General features: G+C 41.0%; 20 protein-coding genes. 12 read left to right on the forward strand and 8 right to left on the reverse strand.

The genetic code is table 11. The features are described from left to right. Nucleotides 1–16: 16 nt before the first annotated feature. The 3 genes from MUK70_RS19015 to MUK70_RS19025 are packed head-to-tail and all read right to left on the reverse strand — an operon-like array spanning nucleotide 17 to nucleotide 2182. Nucleotides 17–1342, reverse strand: coding sequence for a radical SAM/SPASM domain-containing protein (locus tag MUK70_RS19015; protein ID WP_244784466.1), 1326 nt, complete (start codon nucleotides 1340–1342; stop codon nucleotides 17–19). Continuing rightward, nucleotides 1320–1487, reverse strand: a complete 168-nt coding sequence (locus tag MUK70_RS19020) for a hypothetical protein (protein ID WP_234654558.1) — start codon at nucleotides 1485–1487, stop codon at nucleotides 1320–1322. The genes MUK70_RS19015 and MUK70_RS19020 overlap by 23 nt, the downstream gene beginning before the upstream one ends. 44 nt (nucleotides 1488–1531) lie before the next feature. After that, entirely contained in the window at nucleotides 1532–2182 is a 651-nt protein-coding gene (locus tag MUK70_RS19025; RefSeq protein WP_234654560.1) for a recombinase family protein, read from the reverse strand. Nucleotides 2183–2585: 403 nt separating this feature from the next. Between MUK70_RS19025 and MUK70_RS19030 the strand changes: the two genes are divergently transcribed. The 3 genes from MUK70_RS19030 to MUK70_RS30865 all read left to right on the forward strand — a co-directional run bounded on the left by MUK70_RS19030 (nucleotide 2586) and on the right by MUK70_RS30865 (nucleotide 3469). After that, the gene (locus tag MUK70_RS19030) at nucleotides 2586–2816 is read left to right on the forward strand and encodes a DUF2188 domain-containing protein (protein ID WP_234654562.1); all 231 of its coding nucleotides are present in this window, start codon (nucleotides 2586–2588) and stop codon (nucleotides 2814–2816) included. A gap of 196 nt (nucleotides 2817–3012) precedes the next feature. Further along, complete coding sequence (locus MUK70_RS19035; protein WP_234654565.1) at nucleotides 3013–3270, forward strand: hypothetical protein; 258 nt, start codon at nucleotides 3013–3015, stop codon at nucleotides 3268–3270. Nucleotides 3271–3337: 67 nt separating this feature from the next. Next, nucleotides 3338–3469: a hypothetical protein gene (locus MUK70_RS30865; protein WP_255716215.1), complete on the forward strand. Its 132-nt coding sequence runs from the start codon at nucleotides 3338–3340 to the stop codon at nucleotides 3467–3469. Nucleotides 3470–3554: 85 nt separating this feature from the next. On the opposite strand, the gene MUK70_RS19040 is transcribed toward MUK70_RS30865, so the two are convergent. From MUK70_RS19040 to MUK70_RS19050, 3 genes are all read right to left on the reverse strand, one after another. Continuing rightward, a complete protein-coding gene (locus MUK70_RS19040) occupies nucleotides 3555–4475 on the reverse strand; it encodes an ArdC family protein (RefSeq protein WP_234654566.1) in 921 nt (306 codons plus the stop codon). Between the two features lie 201 nt (nucleotides 4476–4676). Continuing rightward, on the reverse strand, nucleotides 4677–5639 hold the full coding sequence (locus MUK70_RS19045; protein ID WP_234654568.1) for a DUF8464 domain-containing protein: 963 nt from the start codon (nucleotides 5637–5639) through the stop codon (nucleotides 4677–4679). Between the two features lie 96 nt (nucleotides 5640–5735). Next, nucleotides 5736–5891: a hypothetical protein gene (locus MUK70_RS19050; protein ID WP_244784468.1), complete on the reverse strand. Its 156-nt coding sequence runs from the start codon at nucleotides 5889–5891 to the stop codon at nucleotides 5736–5738. Nucleotides 5892–6353: 462 nt separating this feature from the next. Here MUK70_RS19050 and MUK70_RS19055 point away from each other — a divergent pair, with 462 nt between their 5' ends. The 3 genes from MUK70_RS19055 (at nucleotide 6354) to MUK70_RS19065 (ending at nucleotide 8720) form a co-directional block, all read left to right on the forward strand. Further along, the gene (locus MUK70_RS19055; RefSeq protein WP_234654572.1) at nucleotides 6354–6575 is read left to right on the forward strand and encodes a helix-turn-helix transcriptional regulator; all 222 of its coding nucleotides are present in this window, start codon (nucleotides 6354–6356) and stop codon (nucleotides 6573–6575) included. 489 nt (nucleotides 6576–7064) lie between these two features. Beyond that, nucleotides 7065–8204, forward strand: a complete 1140-nt coding sequence (locus MUK70_RS19060; protein WP_234654574.1) for a hypothetical protein — start codon at nucleotides 7065–7067, stop codon at nucleotides 8202–8204. A gap of 18 nt (nucleotides 8205–8222) precedes the next feature. Further along, nucleotides 8223–8720, forward strand: a complete 498-nt coding sequence (locus tag MUK70_RS19065; protein WP_234654576.1) for a hypothetical protein — start codon at nucleotides 8223–8225, stop codon at nucleotides 8718–8720. 117 nt (nucleotides 8721–8837) lie between these two features. On the opposite strand, the gene MUK70_RS19070 is transcribed toward MUK70_RS19065, so the two are convergent. Then, nucleotides 8838–9404 (reverse strand): Crp/Fnr family transcriptional regulator, encoded by a 567-nt coding sequence (locus tag MUK70_RS19070; RefSeq protein ID WP_234654579.1) that lies wholly within the window; start codon nucleotides 9402–9404, stop codon nucleotides 8838–8840. Between the two features lie 192 nt (nucleotides 9405–9596). Here MUK70_RS19070 and MUK70_RS19075 point away from each other — a divergent pair, with 192 nt between their 5' ends. The 6 genes from MUK70_RS19075 to MUK70_RS19100 all read left to right on the forward strand — a co-directional run bounded on the left by MUK70_RS19075 (nucleotide 9597) and on the right by MUK70_RS19100 (nucleotide 16157). Next, complete coding sequence (locus MUK70_RS19075; protein WP_234654581.1) at nucleotides 9597–11021, forward strand: hypothetical protein; 1425 nt, start codon at nucleotides 9597–9599, stop codon at nucleotides 11019–11021. Nucleotides 11022–11028: 7 nt separating this feature from the next. After that, entirely contained in the window at nucleotides 11029–11583 is a 555-nt protein-coding gene (locus MUK70_RS19080) for a hypothetical protein (RefSeq protein WP_234654583.1), read from the forward strand. Between the two features lie 687 nt (nucleotides 11584–12270). Next, nucleotides 12271–12924, forward strand: a complete 654-nt coding sequence (locus MUK70_RS19085) for a bacteriocin fulvocin C-related protein (protein WP_234654585.1) — start codon at nucleotides 12271–12273, stop codon at nucleotides 12922–12924. A gap of 78 nt (nucleotides 12925–13002) precedes the next feature. Continuing rightward, nucleotides 13003–13893, forward strand: a complete 891-nt coding sequence (locus MUK70_RS19090) for a TlpA disulfide reductase family protein (protein ID WP_234654587.1) — start codon at nucleotides 13003–13005, stop codon at nucleotides 13891–13893. Nucleotide 13894: 1 nt separating this feature from the next. Further along, nucleotides 13895–14266 (forward strand): DUF1573 domain-containing protein, encoded by a 372-nt coding sequence (locus tag MUK70_RS19095; protein WP_234654589.1) that lies wholly within the window; start codon nucleotides 13895–13897, stop codon nucleotides 14264–14266. A gap of 4 nt (nucleotides 14267–14270) precedes the next feature. Further along, on the forward strand, nucleotides 14271–16157 hold the full coding sequence (locus MUK70_RS19100; RefSeq protein ID WP_234654591.1) for an O-antigen ligase family protein: 1887 nt from the start codon (nucleotides 14271–14273) through the stop codon (nucleotides 16155–16157). Nucleotides 16158–16265: 108 nt separating this feature from the next. Here the strand turns inward: MUK70_RS19100 and MUK70_RS19105 are convergent, their stop codons facing one another. Continuing rightward, a complete protein-coding gene (locus tag MUK70_RS19105; RefSeq protein WP_234654593.1) occupies nucleotides 16266–16931 on the reverse strand; it encodes an ATP-binding cassette domain-containing protein in 666 nt (221 codons plus the stop codon). Between the last annotated feature and the right edge of the window lie 17 nt (nucleotides 16932–16948).

Consider the following 16948-nt stretch of genomic DNA (forward strand, 5'->3'; position numbering starts at 1 on the left):
CAAAAATAGTCTCTGGCTAAATGTTCTCATTTTTGTGGAGAGAATTCAAGCGTTCTCTCGCTTGCAGCTCATAAATCTTAGGAATGAATTTGTGATATATGCTGCATTGCGGGTCCTTCTGGTCTACCCGATAAACAGGGCAACCGCTTGTGCAAACGAAGCGATACCTGCATTTGAGGCAGTCACCGGAGCGGTCGTCCTCATAATGGCTTCCCTGCTCGATCATATCGACCAAGTCCAAACTTGGATCGAATATGGAATGAGACCGTTCCGATTCGTCTCCGAAATGAACATGGCAATATTTCAGAGAGCCATCGACATCGATTGCACCTCCGGAAAAACCCGAAGCACAAGTTTGAAAACCAAGCTCATTGGGTTTTAAGTCACAAAACTGATGACGCCTGGAAAATTGCCATCCGATATCAATAGCCTCTCCCATGATGCCGTAAGACGCGGAGAGATATGCTTCCAATGATACAGCATCGATGGTCTCGCCTTTTACAATAGAATAGCGAAATGGGACATCGAGCGCGATCAGATACCGGGTCAGCTCCGGCAAAGCGGTCAGGTTTTGATTGCTGATTACTGTCGTTACCGACACAGAAATGCCATTCAACACGAGCTTACGCAAATTGGTGTCGACCACCGGGAAAGAACCCTTTCCTGACCGGAATTTCCGCGTCGCGTCATGCCTATCGCCCACCCCGTCTATCGACACGCCATAGCCGATGTTATGCTGTTTGGAGAATTCAACCATCTCTTCATTCAGCATTGTCAGGTTGGTCAGGAATGAAAAATCGATCACGCACCCAAACTGTTGCAATCTTTCCCTGGCAACCGGAATAAATGTCTGCCAGGCTCTAAACTGGCTTAACGGCTCACCGCCTGCCAAACGGAATTTCACATGCCGGATTTTCCGATTGCGAACAGTTTCTTCCAACTTGTGCAGCAACTGGTTTCGGACGTGCTCAGACATTCCCTTCCCGTTGTTCAATGTCGCTATATAACAATAGCTGCATCCTAGATTGCAAGCGTTGGTTGTATGGATCCAGAAATTCAACGATTTCGGTTGGAGCGTCTTTTGAGGGACACTGAAATGATCGTCAAACCGAACGATTTCAGTGCGGGAAAGCATTATCAAAAAGCGCTCCAACGTTTCCGTATTCACCCCGGTACGCATGGACAAAACCGCCAAAGGATCTCTACCGTTAACAGCATTAAGAATTTCGTACTGAACCTTATTCAAGATCCGGAAAGAGCCCGGAACAGCGCAGTTAACGGCATAGGCATGCTCCTCGTCAATGGGACGGAGCAGCAGTTCAGGTGCTCGCCTGGGTATCATCGTTGTCATCGTCAATGATGGAAGTATAGCCTGCACAGTCACAATCGGCATTCAAAGAAAAGCCGCCCAAAGAACGTTTCCCTTCCGAGCTTTCCCAAATTGCCAGTTCATCAAATAAAATGTCGCTGCTGTCTTGATAGGCCATTTTAGTCATGTTTTAGTAGTTCTACTATATGTTGCCAGCTCATTTTATGTGAGTTGGCATTTCAGTTTTTGCAACAGGGCACAGACCGTACTTGGGTGCCATCGGCTGTTACCGCGAAAAGTCGGCACTGCTCTTCTATTTAATTCTTTGGCGACCGCACGAACCGATATGATCCCTTTCAATCTCAACTTCCATATAATTGGCAGCAGGCTCTTTGCAAATTCCTCTGATGCACGCCTGTTTGCGATTGCAAGCGCTTTCCCATTTTTTCCAAGCACAGTACCCTTACGGCGTGCAGCGTTTAATGCTGCTTTGGTATTCTCACTGATCCGCTGTCGATAATCCTCGGCAACCGCAGCCAAAATATGGATCGTAAGCCGGTTCGCGTGCGGGTTATCAGTGACAATAATCTCTATATTAGATTTGACGATACCTGCGATCTGCTCAACATCACGTCCCAGCCTGTCCAGTCTGGCGACAATCAGCGTCGCTCTCATTTCCCTGCATAAGTTCATTGCGTGGTACAAACCCACTCTGTATTTTCTGGTTGATCGCACTTCTATTACTTCCTGGACGAGTTCAAAACCATTTGCTTTACAGTAACTGACTACCGCCGACTGCTGCGCGTCAAGCCCGAGACCACTTCTACCTTGGCTGCTCGTCGAAACCCGATAGTACGCAATTGCCTGTTTCATAGCCTTTTAAGCTCCTTCTGCACAGAGGTAATCCATCGTTTATATTCGAACAGAATTTCTTTAAAATCCAGTTAGTGGGATTTAGAGAGCCATTGAAATACAGGGGGTTGGACAGGAGGGATACGCTAAAAAAGCCACGCATATGTTCAGGGGTAAACGATGGTTTACATATAAACAAATCCCGGTTGCTTAAACTTAAAATTTCAGTCAGAAACTCTTAGCGATTTATAACGGCTAGCATCATGCAACTAGGGCTGAGGGATTTGAGACTTATCAATACCGTAGGCTGCTGGTTAACAGCTACATAACAAAAAAAACTTACTGAGCTCGTTATTCATGACCTTTCAATTGGACTTAAATCATATTTTAGTTAAATTTCAGAAGTAAACTAAATAGAATTGAAATGGGAAAAGATCAGCATGTAACAAAACACGAAAACGGTTGGAAAGTAATTGGAGAAGGTAATAAAAAGGCTACTGGCGTATTCGATACTCAGAAAGAAGCCATCGAAAAAGCCCGCTCCATTGCAAAGAACCAAGAGTCAGAGGTAGTCATACATCGTTCTAAGGGAGGCATTCGCGATTCCGACTCTTACGGAAACGACCCCAACCCTCCCAAAGACAAAAAACACTAAATAATAGGTGATTCGAGGCTTAGTTTGAGGTTGTCGATTCCAGTCTGGATTCGATTTATTTGCAGTTTTCCAAACTGCAAATACTTAAACGGCCGCCCACCTGCTGCATATCAGACCTACAAATAACTCAATCCGGCCGTTTGTTCATTTCTTTATACTTTTAGGCCTACAACTGCTAAAATGCCGAAAAGAGGCTATGGCATTAGAAGGATACCACTTCATAAGAGAGATTGAGAAGTTTAATACCGATTCATACATTCCACACCTTGGATGGATTGCGACGACTATCACTACGCTCAAAATCTATTCCCGGTTCGACTCTCCGTTCTTTTACCTGCACGATGAAGTGCAGGACAGGTTATCCGAATTCTTAACGGAAGATCCTAAAAAGTTGAAATCGAAACAAGAATATGATAAGGTTATGAAGGCTTATCATATTTTCAGGGGCGTCTGAACACTACTGAGGGTCCCCTATTTTGGCCAGATTTTTACAAATAGCTCGCATAAAACGTCGTATCCATATGGAGGCTACCCAAATTAACATTGTAGCGGGTACAGGCAGAGGGAATAAATCGCTGCTGCATAAAAGACGGATGGAGCGCGCTTTTAGCAACAAAACACCAGGAAAGATTGCAGAGACCAAGACTGATTAATGCTGATCCCACTTCTAGACTTGCCGCATTGGTCAGAAATACAACAGAGTGACAGACAAGGCCACGGGCGAACAACGGCTTTGTATTACTGTGGTTTGCAGAGAAATTCTACTGCCTTCTGTGCATGTGATGCCGCAGAGAAGATAAACCGCTTGTCGTCTTTCAGCACCTTCAACCAAGATTGGACGTAAGCGGCATGATGCTCTTCAGGCATTGGTTTAAAGTCCAGGGCTGCGCCCAGAAAACACGCACCCAATTCTGCTACCAGCTCCTCTTTGGCATATCCTTCATCGCCAAAGTGCTTCCGCCCGAAATCACGGTTTAGGCGCGCAGGATGCTTGGTCCAATGGGTGAGTTCGTGCGCCAATGTGCTGTAATAATCTAGTGGAGTATTGAAACTTGCAAAAGAAGGCATCTGGATCTTATCGGCTGTTTGGTTATACGCCGCCTTGGTACCCGAGTAAATTTCTGCCTTGGTGCTGGCAAAAAAGGTTTCGAGGCTCGCTATGCGCTGGGCATGTTCCTGGTTTTTACCAGCAGGGGTTTCATAATAGTTCTCTGGCAGGCCATCGATTTGCGATGCGTTAAAGACAGTATAGGCTTTCAGATATGGGATATGTTTTTCTTCAAGTTCACCTTTGTCGTTCTCTTCTTCTTTGACGAGCTTGTCAGCGTAAACAATCTGCGTTCCCTTTTCACCTTTGCGAACACAAGCCTTCAGGTCGACGGCCTGTTTGAATGTCATCCAATACGGCGATGTATAGCCTTGCTCTGAGGCGGTTGCCCACAGGAGGACAATATTGATCCCGCTGTAGGGGACCGCGTTCCAGCGTTTAGGAACTGTGATCGATCCGGTAAGATTTTCACTGTTCCAGGGTTTACGCCAAGTCAATTCACCATTTTCAAGGTCGGCAAGAACCTTGTTGGTAACGCGAGTGTATATGTCGCTAACGGGTTGCCCGATAGAGTACTCTCTGGATTTATAAGTCGAGGAATGCAAGGTCATGTTTTAGCTCTCCGCAGGTTGGGGATGATGGTGACCAAAAAACCAGCTATAAGCGAATGAACCGGCAAGAATTTTGGTCGCGCGCGGAATGCCGAAGGCAGGGGAAAATTCTTGTTGGTGGAATGAGTGGGCTGGTTATCGTCACATAAAGTCATCCCTATCTGCGGAGACATTGACGACGCACCCTTGGCTAAAATGCGGTTACAGTTTCAGGCGGTTCTTGTCTGCTTGCCAAGCGACATGCCATGCATTGACAGAAAGAAAATCCTCGTAGACCCGGTTCATTTTCAGATGCACTAGACCGGGCTGGCTCCGGATGAAGCCATGAAGGACACGTGTAGCCCTTTGCCCACCTAAGTCATTATCCATCCAGGTATACATGGTCTTATAACCGTAGTGCTGAATGTAAGGGGCAGTGACTGCTGCATTTGAATGAGCATGCAAGACAATTGTATCATGCTCCCATGCCTGGCAATCAAGCTGTGTCAGAATGGACAAGAAATCAAAGATGTCCTTGAAGATATGTAAGCCTTTGGAAGGCGAATTTGTTCCACGGAAAAACGTAATGCCGCCGGGCTGGACGGAACCGTTGAAGAACGGATTGCGGAGCTCATAACCATCGTTTTCATTCTTCGTACCGATAGCGATAAATGTTCTACCGGATTTACGGTTTAAGACTTTGAGCTCTTTCGCATATAGGCGGGCAGTCGATACCGGAATGCTCAAGCCTTCAAGGTATTTTATCAGTCCTAAAAAGCGTATCTGTTCAGCCGATTTGACAAACAAAACTTGCCTGTCAACCTTACTGTCTACAAAAGCCGTCGCGAGTTTCGCCACCGGCCGACTGTCATTCGCCATATTGCCTATCCAGCGTAAGACGTCTACCGGTGTATTGGCTTCCCCGGTAAATTTGAGATAGCGCTGGACAAAGTCATCAAGAGTTCCTCCGGTTGGTATAGCGTAATCGTACCAGCTATTCGTCTTGAAGTAGACCCAGAAACTGGCCTCCTGCTCCTTCGTAATTGGAGAGCGGTATAACGCCTTTGATTTGCCGATATGCTGGGGTTTGATTTGAAGCTTGTCCAGAATTTTGGATATAGGTATACTGTCCGCATGGTCCTTGTCCATTGCGCTCCTCCGGGGAAACTGGTGTGATAAGGGCACAGGGGAGGAAAAGTTTATCGAGAACTTTTCCTCCCCGCTTTTAAATACTCGATTTAGGCAAAGAACATCCGGTTCAGATGCCTATCCAGATCATCCTTATGATAGTAAACCATTCCCGGCAATTTTTCTGGGGTTGAAGTCATAGCGTTTGAGACAATCCCAAACAGCCATCACACCAGCCGTTGTCCCAAGATATTCAGCAGCAGCTTTTCGGCTCATCAATTGCTGCTTGTCAGGTTCGTCAACTTCCATTTAGCTCCTCACTCTATGTCGGTTCAGTACCAGAAGAATCAACCGGTCATCACTAGTCGTTCATAGAATCTCTATCATAGATTGTCAATTTTAACTTAATATTCTCAACCCGTTAAAGGTTACCCTACATACTACATAACCATGCTTTACTACTCCCTTTCCTGTTTTGCTATATTACGCGAGAATCTAATTGGCTAGATTTGATCTATTGAAAACCGCATTGATGCGTTTTCTTACACTCAAGAAATATATAACTGCGAATTCTGATACAATATCGCCTAACAATGGCAGCGCTTAGTCACTGGTCATTATAGTCGCAATCCAGATTCCTTTACCTACCTAATTCGCATGAGACTGCTCAAAAGTAAATCTCGTCGGGAGAACATTAACGAACCTAAAAATATGAACATGTGCTAACATTTGATGTTACTCATGGTCTGAATTGAACAAAGGAGGTTTAACTTGGATCAATCTGAATCAACTGCTATCCTCGATCGATTCCTGCGATTACCGGAGGTCCTTAAACTCATTCCGGTAAGCAAAGCGACATGGTGGAACGGCTGTCGATCTGGGCGGTTTCCGAAACCTTGTAAACTTGGCCCTCGGACAACTGCTTGGAAAGCAAGTGATATCCAAGAATGTATGGCTAAGTATTCTTCTCCTGTTTGGCATTCTGACAGCTAATAAGAACCAATATTTTTTTAGAGCCATCATATTGCTTACAAGTTTTTCCAAAGAAAACTGAGGACAGGTTAGTTGTACAGTCATGAAGTTTCGCACATGTCAGACTTTGACGGATGGTTATCGTCCGAACGTTATCGAGAAACGAGTAAAGCGTTGTAGCCCGCCTGAGTTCTCAAAAGCCCGCGAAGATACCAAGCCATCTAGCGGCAACAGATTCTCAGTATCATTAAGAGCATTAGGATTCTAGAAGTGCCCGATCATCGGAGATGTCCTTCCTGTGGTTCAATAGAAATTACGGTGAGAGATGCACTGAAATGTCTTCTCCCCTCTCTCCCAAATTTATCGTATAATAACATTGCAACATTTTACTACAAAATTTCTTGCCTTAAAGCAATTGTTTGTTTGCGGTTACAAAATTAGTTTTACATCATCTATTCGCCTGAGGCATACATCTTCAACAAATCCAATCTTTATCCAACACGTTGTTTTATGAAAAGATCACTACCGTTTCTCTTATCGAAATTAAAATCACTGTCAGTTTACTCATGCGTTATTGCAGGGTTAGGATTTGCGGGCTGCCAAGAATTAGCCCCATCTGCTGAGAATGGCACGTCCGATCTGTCAATACCAACGGATAAAACAATAATTCGAAACGATATAAGTTCTCTGAGAACTGCAGATTCGAGTAACGAGGTAGATAAGCTGATGTCAAAATTTGCAAAGGTTCTAGCAAAGTCATTGCAAAGCGAGAAGTTCAGAGGATTTCTAAAATCGGAGGCTTCAAAAAAGTTTGATGGAGATTTTGATATTCTATTTTCAAAGAGCAAGGACGTTATCATAGACAGATATAGTTTATCCGATTTACTTATAAAAAGCGGTGAGCTAAATTCTGATGAACTGGAAGCTCTAATGCGAATAAATAAAAAGCTAAACATCTCAATTCCAGTTAACATAGAGAAGTGGGATACAAAAAGTGAAGCACCAATTGTCATTTACATCCCTTCTACTTATGTTGAAAATAAAACAGAATTTTTCTCAGGCAACGATTATCTGGGGAACGACTATCGCGTTGATGCAATCAAAGAGCCTACTGTTCCAGTAATTGTGATTGGGAGAAATGAAAGAGCGGGTTATAACGACATTAAAAGTAAAGAGGTTAACGCACGTACGTCTGGAAACTATGAGAGAATCGAATATATCAAATGCCCAAATCTAAATGATATTGAAGGGTGGGCAAATGGCGCTCCGGAAATCAGGTTTGACGGCGTAATTTATAGTATTGCTGGCGGTACTGCAATGACAGCATGCAGTAATACTGAATACGTTCCGAGTAGGCATCATGCAAAAGACGGCTACACCTTAGCCGCTTGGACTGCCACCCAGAATTTGTTTAGATGGTATTTTAACTCAGGACATGGCCCTAATTACTACTTGCAAACATTTGAGGTGGATGACTCAGGTTCAACGCAGACAACAAATGTCGGTGTTACATATAACGGCATTACTTCATCTATCGGCCTATCATATAAGGAAGATGACAAGAAGATGAAGGGAGAACTGATTTATACAACTCATCCGTCACCGGCGACAATAGCTGATGGAAACATTCAATTCAGATTGGAAAATTAAGCCAGGAAGAAAGACCTAATGATGAGAGCACTTAAAATCACATTAATTCTTTTTCTGCATGTGCTTTTGTTATCCTGCGAAAATGATCGAGCAGATGTCAAAGCATCGGAAAAGAAACTCGAAGGAAGTTGGGAATTAGTCTCTCTGGACTATGTGGATTCTAACGGAAAAGCCCATACACGAGAGCCAAAAACCTTCGGTATGCCTGAACAAACTATTCTAAGTTTAGTTGAGTCCGATCGAACAGGTACTCTTTCGTTTGATGGAAAAACCCACGCTTTCACGTATCTCTATGGTAAAGAAAAATGTGAATTTACCTTTAATAAAAAAGGCCAGTTGAATGTCGAGGACCCGAATGTCGGGAAGGACTTTATCGGCCAAAATTTCATTTACACGTTTGTATTTTTATCCCCAAATCATAATCTGGTACAATTTCAGAGCGATCAACAATATTTTAAGGCTCGTAAGGAAACTGTGAGCAACGTTCGCTATGCTTTCCGCAAACTAACTTTATAAGTTAGATACCTGATATGCTATATATTTTTTGAATGAGTATACCGCTATTAAACGTTATGCTCATTTAAAAAAAATGAATAAATATAGCACTACGATCATTCTTTGCAACTATTACATTTATAATTTCATCGACCGAATACGGGATAGATTATAGGGACTAATATCGAGATAACTTGCAATATGTTGTATTTGAACCTGTTTACAAATATTAGGATAAGCCCTAACAAATTCATCATATCTTTCAGCTGCTGACAACATTCTCCAACTATACATTCTGTCATTATTTGCCTTCAACCTCTCATCAGCAATATTGCGTGCAACGATGTTTAGTTCTGGATAATCTATAAACAATTGTTTGTAATCAGCTTTAGATGTCCTAATGACCTCCATTGGAGTACATGATTCGATAAATTCAGTGCATGGAAGATCAAATAGAAAATTATCAATTGAAAGAACAAAATCACCAGGTTGAAAAAAGCGGCTAGTCCACTCCCTGGTATCAGATATATAATAATTCCTAGCTATTCCACTTACAACAAATAGTAAATGCTCTTGATTTACATTTGGCACTAATAATTTTTGCTTTGCCTTAACATGATATTTTTCAGTTTTCAACGTAATACTACCTACTAGATTTTCTGAAATTAAAATATGTCTTTTTAACTCTTTCAACAATTTATCCATAAATAAAGCACTTTAAGTGAGAGGATTACCAGTAAAGGACGATCGCGTGTTCCATATTAAAAACCCGAATAAATTTATTGCTTTATAGCAATAGCAATAGATTCCGGTTACATTTATTTTTGTACGATCTTCGAAGGTGCACCGTCAGTTAACGAGTGAAATATTATTAATTTAAATTTAAAAACAAACTTTATGAAAAGATTTCTAAAAGCTTCTGCATGTATTCCAGTGCTTCTATTGTCAACATTTTCCTGTCAAAATAAGCTTGAGCAATCGGATGTAAAGCCAGCGGCTCCTGTAGGAATTGAGAATGGCCGCCTATCATTTAAAACAATCGCAGATTTTAATAGCGAAGTAAATCAACTACACCAAAGTGGTCCCAAAGCAGACTATGTAACACTTATAAGTGAACGCATAGGTGGAAATAAAGAATTTTCCTCTCTAAGAAATAACAACGATGCCAGTAGCAAGGTTAACAGCGAAATTGCGTTAGATACCCTAATTCAGGATGAATTATTTGCCAGCTTGTTAAACGAAGAGGCCGAATTATCCGTAGACAATATTATTTATAAAGTTACGGAACAAGGCACGTATGCATGTAAATCGGAAAATTATGAAAGACTATTAGAAATTCTTAGTACAAATCCGAAGCATGGTAACAGTGACGTGGCAAACGACGAAGCTGGTGATTCGAAGCAAATCGATGATGGAATATTTTTCTTCGATTCATTTGCTTCACAAGGTGCAAGTAAGAAGGTGCATTTTGAGGTTGCCGAAACCTTTGAAACAACCAGCCCGGAAGAACAAAACGCTAGAGTAAGTTATAATTACCATCCCGCTAGTGTATACAACTCCTTTGAATCACATGCTTTTGGAAAAAAAACAATTGTAGGAAAATGGATTGAAAAAGCCTTAGGGAACAAAGAAGCCGTATATATAAACTTCCCAAACAGTGGCAATGAAAGAATGAAGTTGACTTTCTATGACACCAATTACCTGGTTTACAAATCCATAGGCTTGAAAGTCGAAACTCAGCATAAAACATGGATCGGCTGGAACGGCAGTTTACCTGTTGAAGAACTGAGGTTAGGATGGGATGCTATAAATTTTACAACAAAACTGCCTAACGCTCCGAGTACCGGTTTGCCGTCGGTTAGCTTTGGCAAGTTGCACTTGGGCTCCCTGGGTATTGATGTCGCGTCTTTTTCTGTTCTGGATGGACAAGTGGCAGACCCTGTGTCTAATGCAATTACAAGCGCCTTGAAAGGAGTCGTAAACGAAGCACTTTCAACAACAGTTTCAAAATTATACTCTTTAATTAAGTCGAATTTGGGCGGTCAGAACGCGTGGGAAAGAAGTGTAACCGCCGCATTCAGAATAATTTATCCAGATAAAGTAACAACCTTGCTTGGTCGGTATGAGGAAATCGAAAACAATACAGACAAAATTTCTCGTAAATTTGATTGGTCAACCCCAATTTTAGGATTTAGTAGTACCGGTGGAAACCTTACACCAATTTACAAAACAGGTACCACATACGATATCACTGAAGGATCTGTATATGCATGTGCAACGCGATTTGGTAACACGATTGGAATTCGTATTGTCAAAGATTAGAAGGGTTTTGCTCTTAGCCCTAGTAACTGTTGTCTTGCCCAATAATTTATTTGGGCAAGACAACTTGCCATTACTCCAAAAACAAAAAAAGATAAATTTTGAGCTGTTTGGTATTTCATACCGATCCGAAACTCCAATTAGAAATAAATTGTCTCATATATTTCATGGAGGTCTGCAATACTCTTTTGTCATTACCAGCGGAAATGTAATCGAAAAGTATTACTCATCTCTCGATGCAGTTGCTGCATCCGGTTTAAGGTACTATTTAAATCTGCATAGGAAAAATGAACAAAACAATGGTAATTTCTTTCAAGTAGATGCGGGCATAAAGTCAGGCTCGATTATTAGCAGAAATATGTATTATCCTGCGTATGTATATTTGAGACCCCATTGGGGAATCCAAATCGCCAGTGGAAAACGTGTCAGCTTTGAGCTGGGCGCTGGACTTACTATTGGAAGCAGCATAATTGAAAAATACAAGGGCGTTGCCGTGGCGCCAAACGCACAGTTTCGAGTGGGCTATTTATTTATGGATCGCAACGCAAACAAAAATGATTTTTAGGAGAAATATTATTATATTGCTTTTGTGCTCTCTGACTTTGAGCGAAGTTTCTTGTATTCGAGAATTGGGTATTACCTTCCCCTCAATAAACTCTAGGAAGAAGAAGAAGAAAATGGGTCCCACCTATGAATTCAGTTCTGCACTATTTAATTATCGCCAACAATATGGGTACTGGCCTAAAAGCGAACTAGACTTTTCTGCTTATAATTCCAAAGTCATTAAAGACTTACAATATAAGGGAATTGAGGAATGGAACTTTGGTAGGTTTTCCGACGATACTCTTTATATTAATTGGGTTCATGAACCTATTCAGGATGGAACTCATGTGGGAATTGTCCCAATCCCTGATAAAAAAATATATTTGATATCCAGGTATATTTTTTCAAAACGCGATGTATCAACGAAATTTTTCAACAAAAGAAAATTCATAAAAGAGAATGCGGAAAACATTTGAAATTTCCACACATAAAAAAACGGACCTTCGTCATCAATATCGTGCAGATCTAGATTAAATTAAATCCCTGTATTTCTTACGTCAGTGATTAGCTATTACATTATCTTTTTTTTGCTAAATAATATTTATAAAAAATATAATGCATTTCTATGAGTAGATATTTTCAGAGCATTGTTTTAAGTACGAATTGAAATAAAAACCTTAATTATTTTACAAAAACAAACCAGAATTTTATGAAAAAGAGTACGGCTATCGTAAGAATGATTTGCACAATGTGCATTGTTGCCTTTACTTTTATGGCTTGCAATAATGAGTTGGCCATCTCTCCGGATGAAAAAGAACAAGGGAGTACGCAATTAGTAGATGAAGTTATGGCATTGCCTCATAGGGTTGTTCCGTTGGGATATGCTAAGCTGAGTGGTGCAGAAAAAGTAGTTCTTTGGAATAAGCATATTGATAAGTATTTATCCAGCAACAAACTATCCAAAGATGTCATTGCACATATTGAGCTGCTTAGGAAATTTAATACTATTGAAATATTTGAAAATGCCAATGATCCTTTAATCAAGGAAAGAATAGCAAAATTCGAAAAAAGTTGGCTGGTCGAACCACTCGCCAATGGCACAATTCCACGTGAAGTTCTTTTTAGAGTAGGAACGCTTGCTGGCTTAGGAGTGGCCGAGGCTGACCTTGGATCGTTAAACAGCCGTGTCTCTGCAAAAGCTTCTGAAGGCGGCAGCGGCGGAGCGACCTGCGAATGCAGATATGACTTAGGTTGTCTTGGATGGGATAATACATGTGATAAAGGTAATTGTAGAGATGCTTATAATTCGAGCTGCGGTGTTTTTGGCACTTCAAACTGCACTGGGAAGTGCAGAGTGGCTTAGTATCTCTTTTCCTTCAATGAATCTTAGCGCAACTCCCTTAAAATAATATGGGAGTTGCATTTTATTTTGCCGACGAACATGAAAGGTAGTTATATACTTTGGATAGAGCTGATTTTCAAAATCTTTTTATTTACTATCTCCATCTTCATCCCTGGACAAATTAGAATTACTTATGGATGGCTTGCCAGCTTTATACTTTCAGGAGTCGTTTACTTTGCAATTGCGTTCTTTTATTTCGCAAGGCGAAATAGGACATATCTAGCTGCTTTCCTAGCGAGCATCCTATTCTTACCTCTTTTCACGTATTTCGATAACAGACAATTTTGGTATCCCTATCTGATGCCAACATATATGTTAATTAATTTCAGCTCCGTTGCGACCGCCTACTTCGCACATCAAAACAAAAATGTGATCTCATTGGCTTGGGCAATAGGTGTAGTTTCACTTATATTCATTTCTTACAATAATATTGAAACCTACCTATTTGAAAATACAATTAGTTCTGCTGATTACAGTGAATTAACGACCAATGGTAAGACGATTGAGCTGGACGGAGTTAATCCATTTCAGAATGAAGTATTAAATAATAAAATAGTGATAGTAGATTTTTGGTATACTACTTGTGCACCTTGCATCACTAAACTTAGTGCGTTTGACAGCCTTGCTAACAAATACGCTGATCATCAGGATGTTGTCTTTTTGTCAGTAGTAGATGGAAAGTTAGACTCAAAAGAGAAAGTCTCCGATTTTATGAAAAAACATAAAATAAGGACGAAAGTGCTTTATGATTCCTCGGGTATATTTATAAGCCAATTTGCGCTTAGAGCTAACGGTTACCCGCTGGAATTACGGATTAACAAATCCTCCCAAATATGGGAGGTCATCAATGGATACACAAACAATGCTCCAAAATATGTTAGTCAAGGTATCCAATCAATTAATACGGAACTAAAAAAAAATAGGTTATAAAATGAATTCAAGAGCAATAATATGTCTGGCAATGTTAGCGGCTTCTGCATGCAGTAAGCCCAAACCTGCCCAGATAAGCTTTCAGAAGAAAGAAGATATTTTTACTGTGGCGAAGGGAAAGCAACATGTGTCAACATTCAAGTTTGAAAATACAGGGCAAGACACTTTACGACTTATAGGTGTGGATGCTACTTGTGGCTGTACGACGGTAGACTTTGATAGCTTGGGCATCGCGCCAGGATCCACGAGTGAAATTAAAGTAACCTATGACTCTAACATTGACACTACAAGTGAAGTGCAAAAAATTGTATTAGTTGAATCTAATACAATCCCAAAGCTCACCACTTTGTATTTGATGGGCAAGATAAAATAGAACGATGCCGCAAAAACGGAATAGTGGTTCGCATAATTTATTGGTCGAAGGTAAAAGCTCAAAATGGTCAAAACTTGGGCAACATTGCTTTCTAATATTCTTTAACTCAGTGTTACTTGGCACCGTATTTGTCGTGGCCCAGGAAACTGAAACTTCTCTGACAGATTATAAAAGCTATTCGGTATCCATCGCTGCAACGATCGTAACCCTTTGGGCTACAGTATCCTTCCTAACCGACAAGTCGGCGGTTAAGATTTCGCCTCAGGACACGTTGGTTTGTCTTTATCTTTGCTTCCTGGGTATAAGGATCGCCTTTACCGAAAATTTCAATTTTGACTATGGTTGGCTAGTTTGTGTATGGGCGGCATATATTGCTATCAGACATCTTTCATCTAAAACATCTATTATTGATGTGCCACTTGTATGTGGCATTCTGCTGATTTCCATGTTTTGTGAAAGTTTCTGGGTATTAAGCCAGGTTATGGGAAGAACGCCCAGCTTGAATGATAACTTTCCTGCAACAGGGACCTTTCACAACCCCGGCCCAATGGGTATCTACCTAAGCAGTTTCCTACCAATAGTTATTGCTATGGGAAGCCAGAACGTATTCTCAAATTTGACGCGGTATATCCGGTTAGCCTCTTTGCTGGTTGCGAGCCTTATGTTTGTTGCCATCATAGTTTCACAATCGCGATCTGCCTGGATGGGACTGGGCATCTCAGCACTTATCGCCCTGCTCTCAAACCGGCATCGTCTCTACCAGTTAATAATTCACTTGACCGGGCGCACTCGGGCTAAAATACTCGTTTGCAGCGCAGTCGTGTCAGTGCTGGTTCTGCTTTATTTGGTATTGCAGTTAAAGAAGGAATCTGCATTTGGACGTGTGCTAGTGTGGAAGACAGGATGTAGTATGAGCCTAGATAAACCTGTTTTTGGACTGGGCATTGGTAAGGTTTCTGACTTCTACCTTCGATATCAGATGAAGTACTTTGAAAATAATAGGCTAAATTCCGCAGAAGCAACATTTGCCGATAAAGTCGATTCACTCTTCAACGGGGCGCTACAAACTATGGCCGAGCAGGGAATTGTTGGCCTTTCACTTTGGACAGGAATTTTTCTGTTGGCCTTATGGCCCCTCATCCGTAGCTTGCAAGCGGGAGACGGATCCCTAGCTCTATCCGATCCAATATGCATTCTTTCCCATTCTGTAGTCATTATTCTCGTTGCCAGCAATTTTTCGTACGCATTTGAAACACCAAATATCGTGTTGGCCCTAGTGGCATTTATTGCGGTATTAACCACAATGCGCAAGGATCTCCAGTTCATCAGTGTTAAGAGCCGAAATGTAGGTTTTCTGATGACCTTTATCGGCCTTTTTTTAGGGTATATATCAACAAAGGTTGTCGACCAATATGTTATTAAAAGAGAGGTGCAAAGGATCAGCTACATAAACACATCTAATAGAGCGAAGATACATCTCTTAGATTCACTAGATCGCATCTATCCTTTGGAAAGAGCAATTCTCGCTTCCCTTGGTAAATTTCAATCGCTCGATGGCAAATATGACGAAAGCATACAAACACTAAACAAAGCTCATGTACTTAGGTATGATCCGTTTACTTCGTCGACGCTTGGAATCAACCATCAGCACCTGGGTCAGTTTGATATCGCCGAGAAACACATAAATAATAGCCTACGGATGATCCCGAACAGAATGTACCCTAGATATCTACTTGCAAAACTGTACCTAGCGAAAGGTGATTTTGAGAAAACTGACAGTATGGCTAAAGATATACTTCAAATGCCTATAAAAATAGAATCAGAGGCAACAAGGCAAATGAAATTAGAAGCCAAGTTTTTGCTTGCAGACAAGCAAATAAAAAGAGAATGAGTACTATTCGAATCATCTTTCCAAAATGGCTTTATTCTTCCTATATGATTTAGAGTGAAAAATCTGCTAAAACTAGTTGTCTTCTTATATTATATAGCGAATTTGTGATCAACTACGAATTGGCAGATATCCATATGTTGCCAACTCAACTTGGGATCTTACTGGTAATGTTGCACCATTAGCCAAAACGTAGTTCCTCTGTGTCACGTCCCATACATCAGTATAATAATGGTCTGTTATGAGGATAGCCTTAGTAGTTAATTGAGATACGATAATGTTTTTAATAATCTCGTGGAAAAGCGGATCTATCATTGAGAACGGCTCATCTAGCATTAAGAAAGGGTGATCCATATTGGCTATTAAAAGAAATTCCAAGTATTTTAATGTACCAAGAGATAGTGATCCAACTTTCTGGTTTTCAAATAATGCTACGCCTGGCGCATAAAAAATGTGATTTTGTGTTTCTCCATCCGAAAAAATCATTTGAATAAGATTCCTAACTTTCATATCAAGGGGCAAAAAGCTCACCTGTGGGAGATAGGCTATCAATTTACGAGAGATATTCGCTCGTGGGTGGAATTGAGTATTATCAAGGAAGACTGAGCTTGCCGTGGCTTTTATCGTTCCAAACAGAACCTTCATGAGTGTGGATTTACCACAACCATTTCTACCGAATATCCCAACTGTTTCACCTGTTTGCAAATGAATATTAACATTTGTCAAGATTGGCCTACTTCCAAAATGCTTTTCAATCTGCTTCACTTCTAGTTTCATACTAAACCGCTAACATA

The sequence above is a fragment of the Dyadobacter chenwenxiniae genome (assembly GCF_022869785.1).
Taxonomy (GTDB): Bacteria; Bacteroidota; Bacteroidia; order Cytophagales; family Spirosomataceae; genus Dyadobacter; species Dyadobacter chenwenxiniae.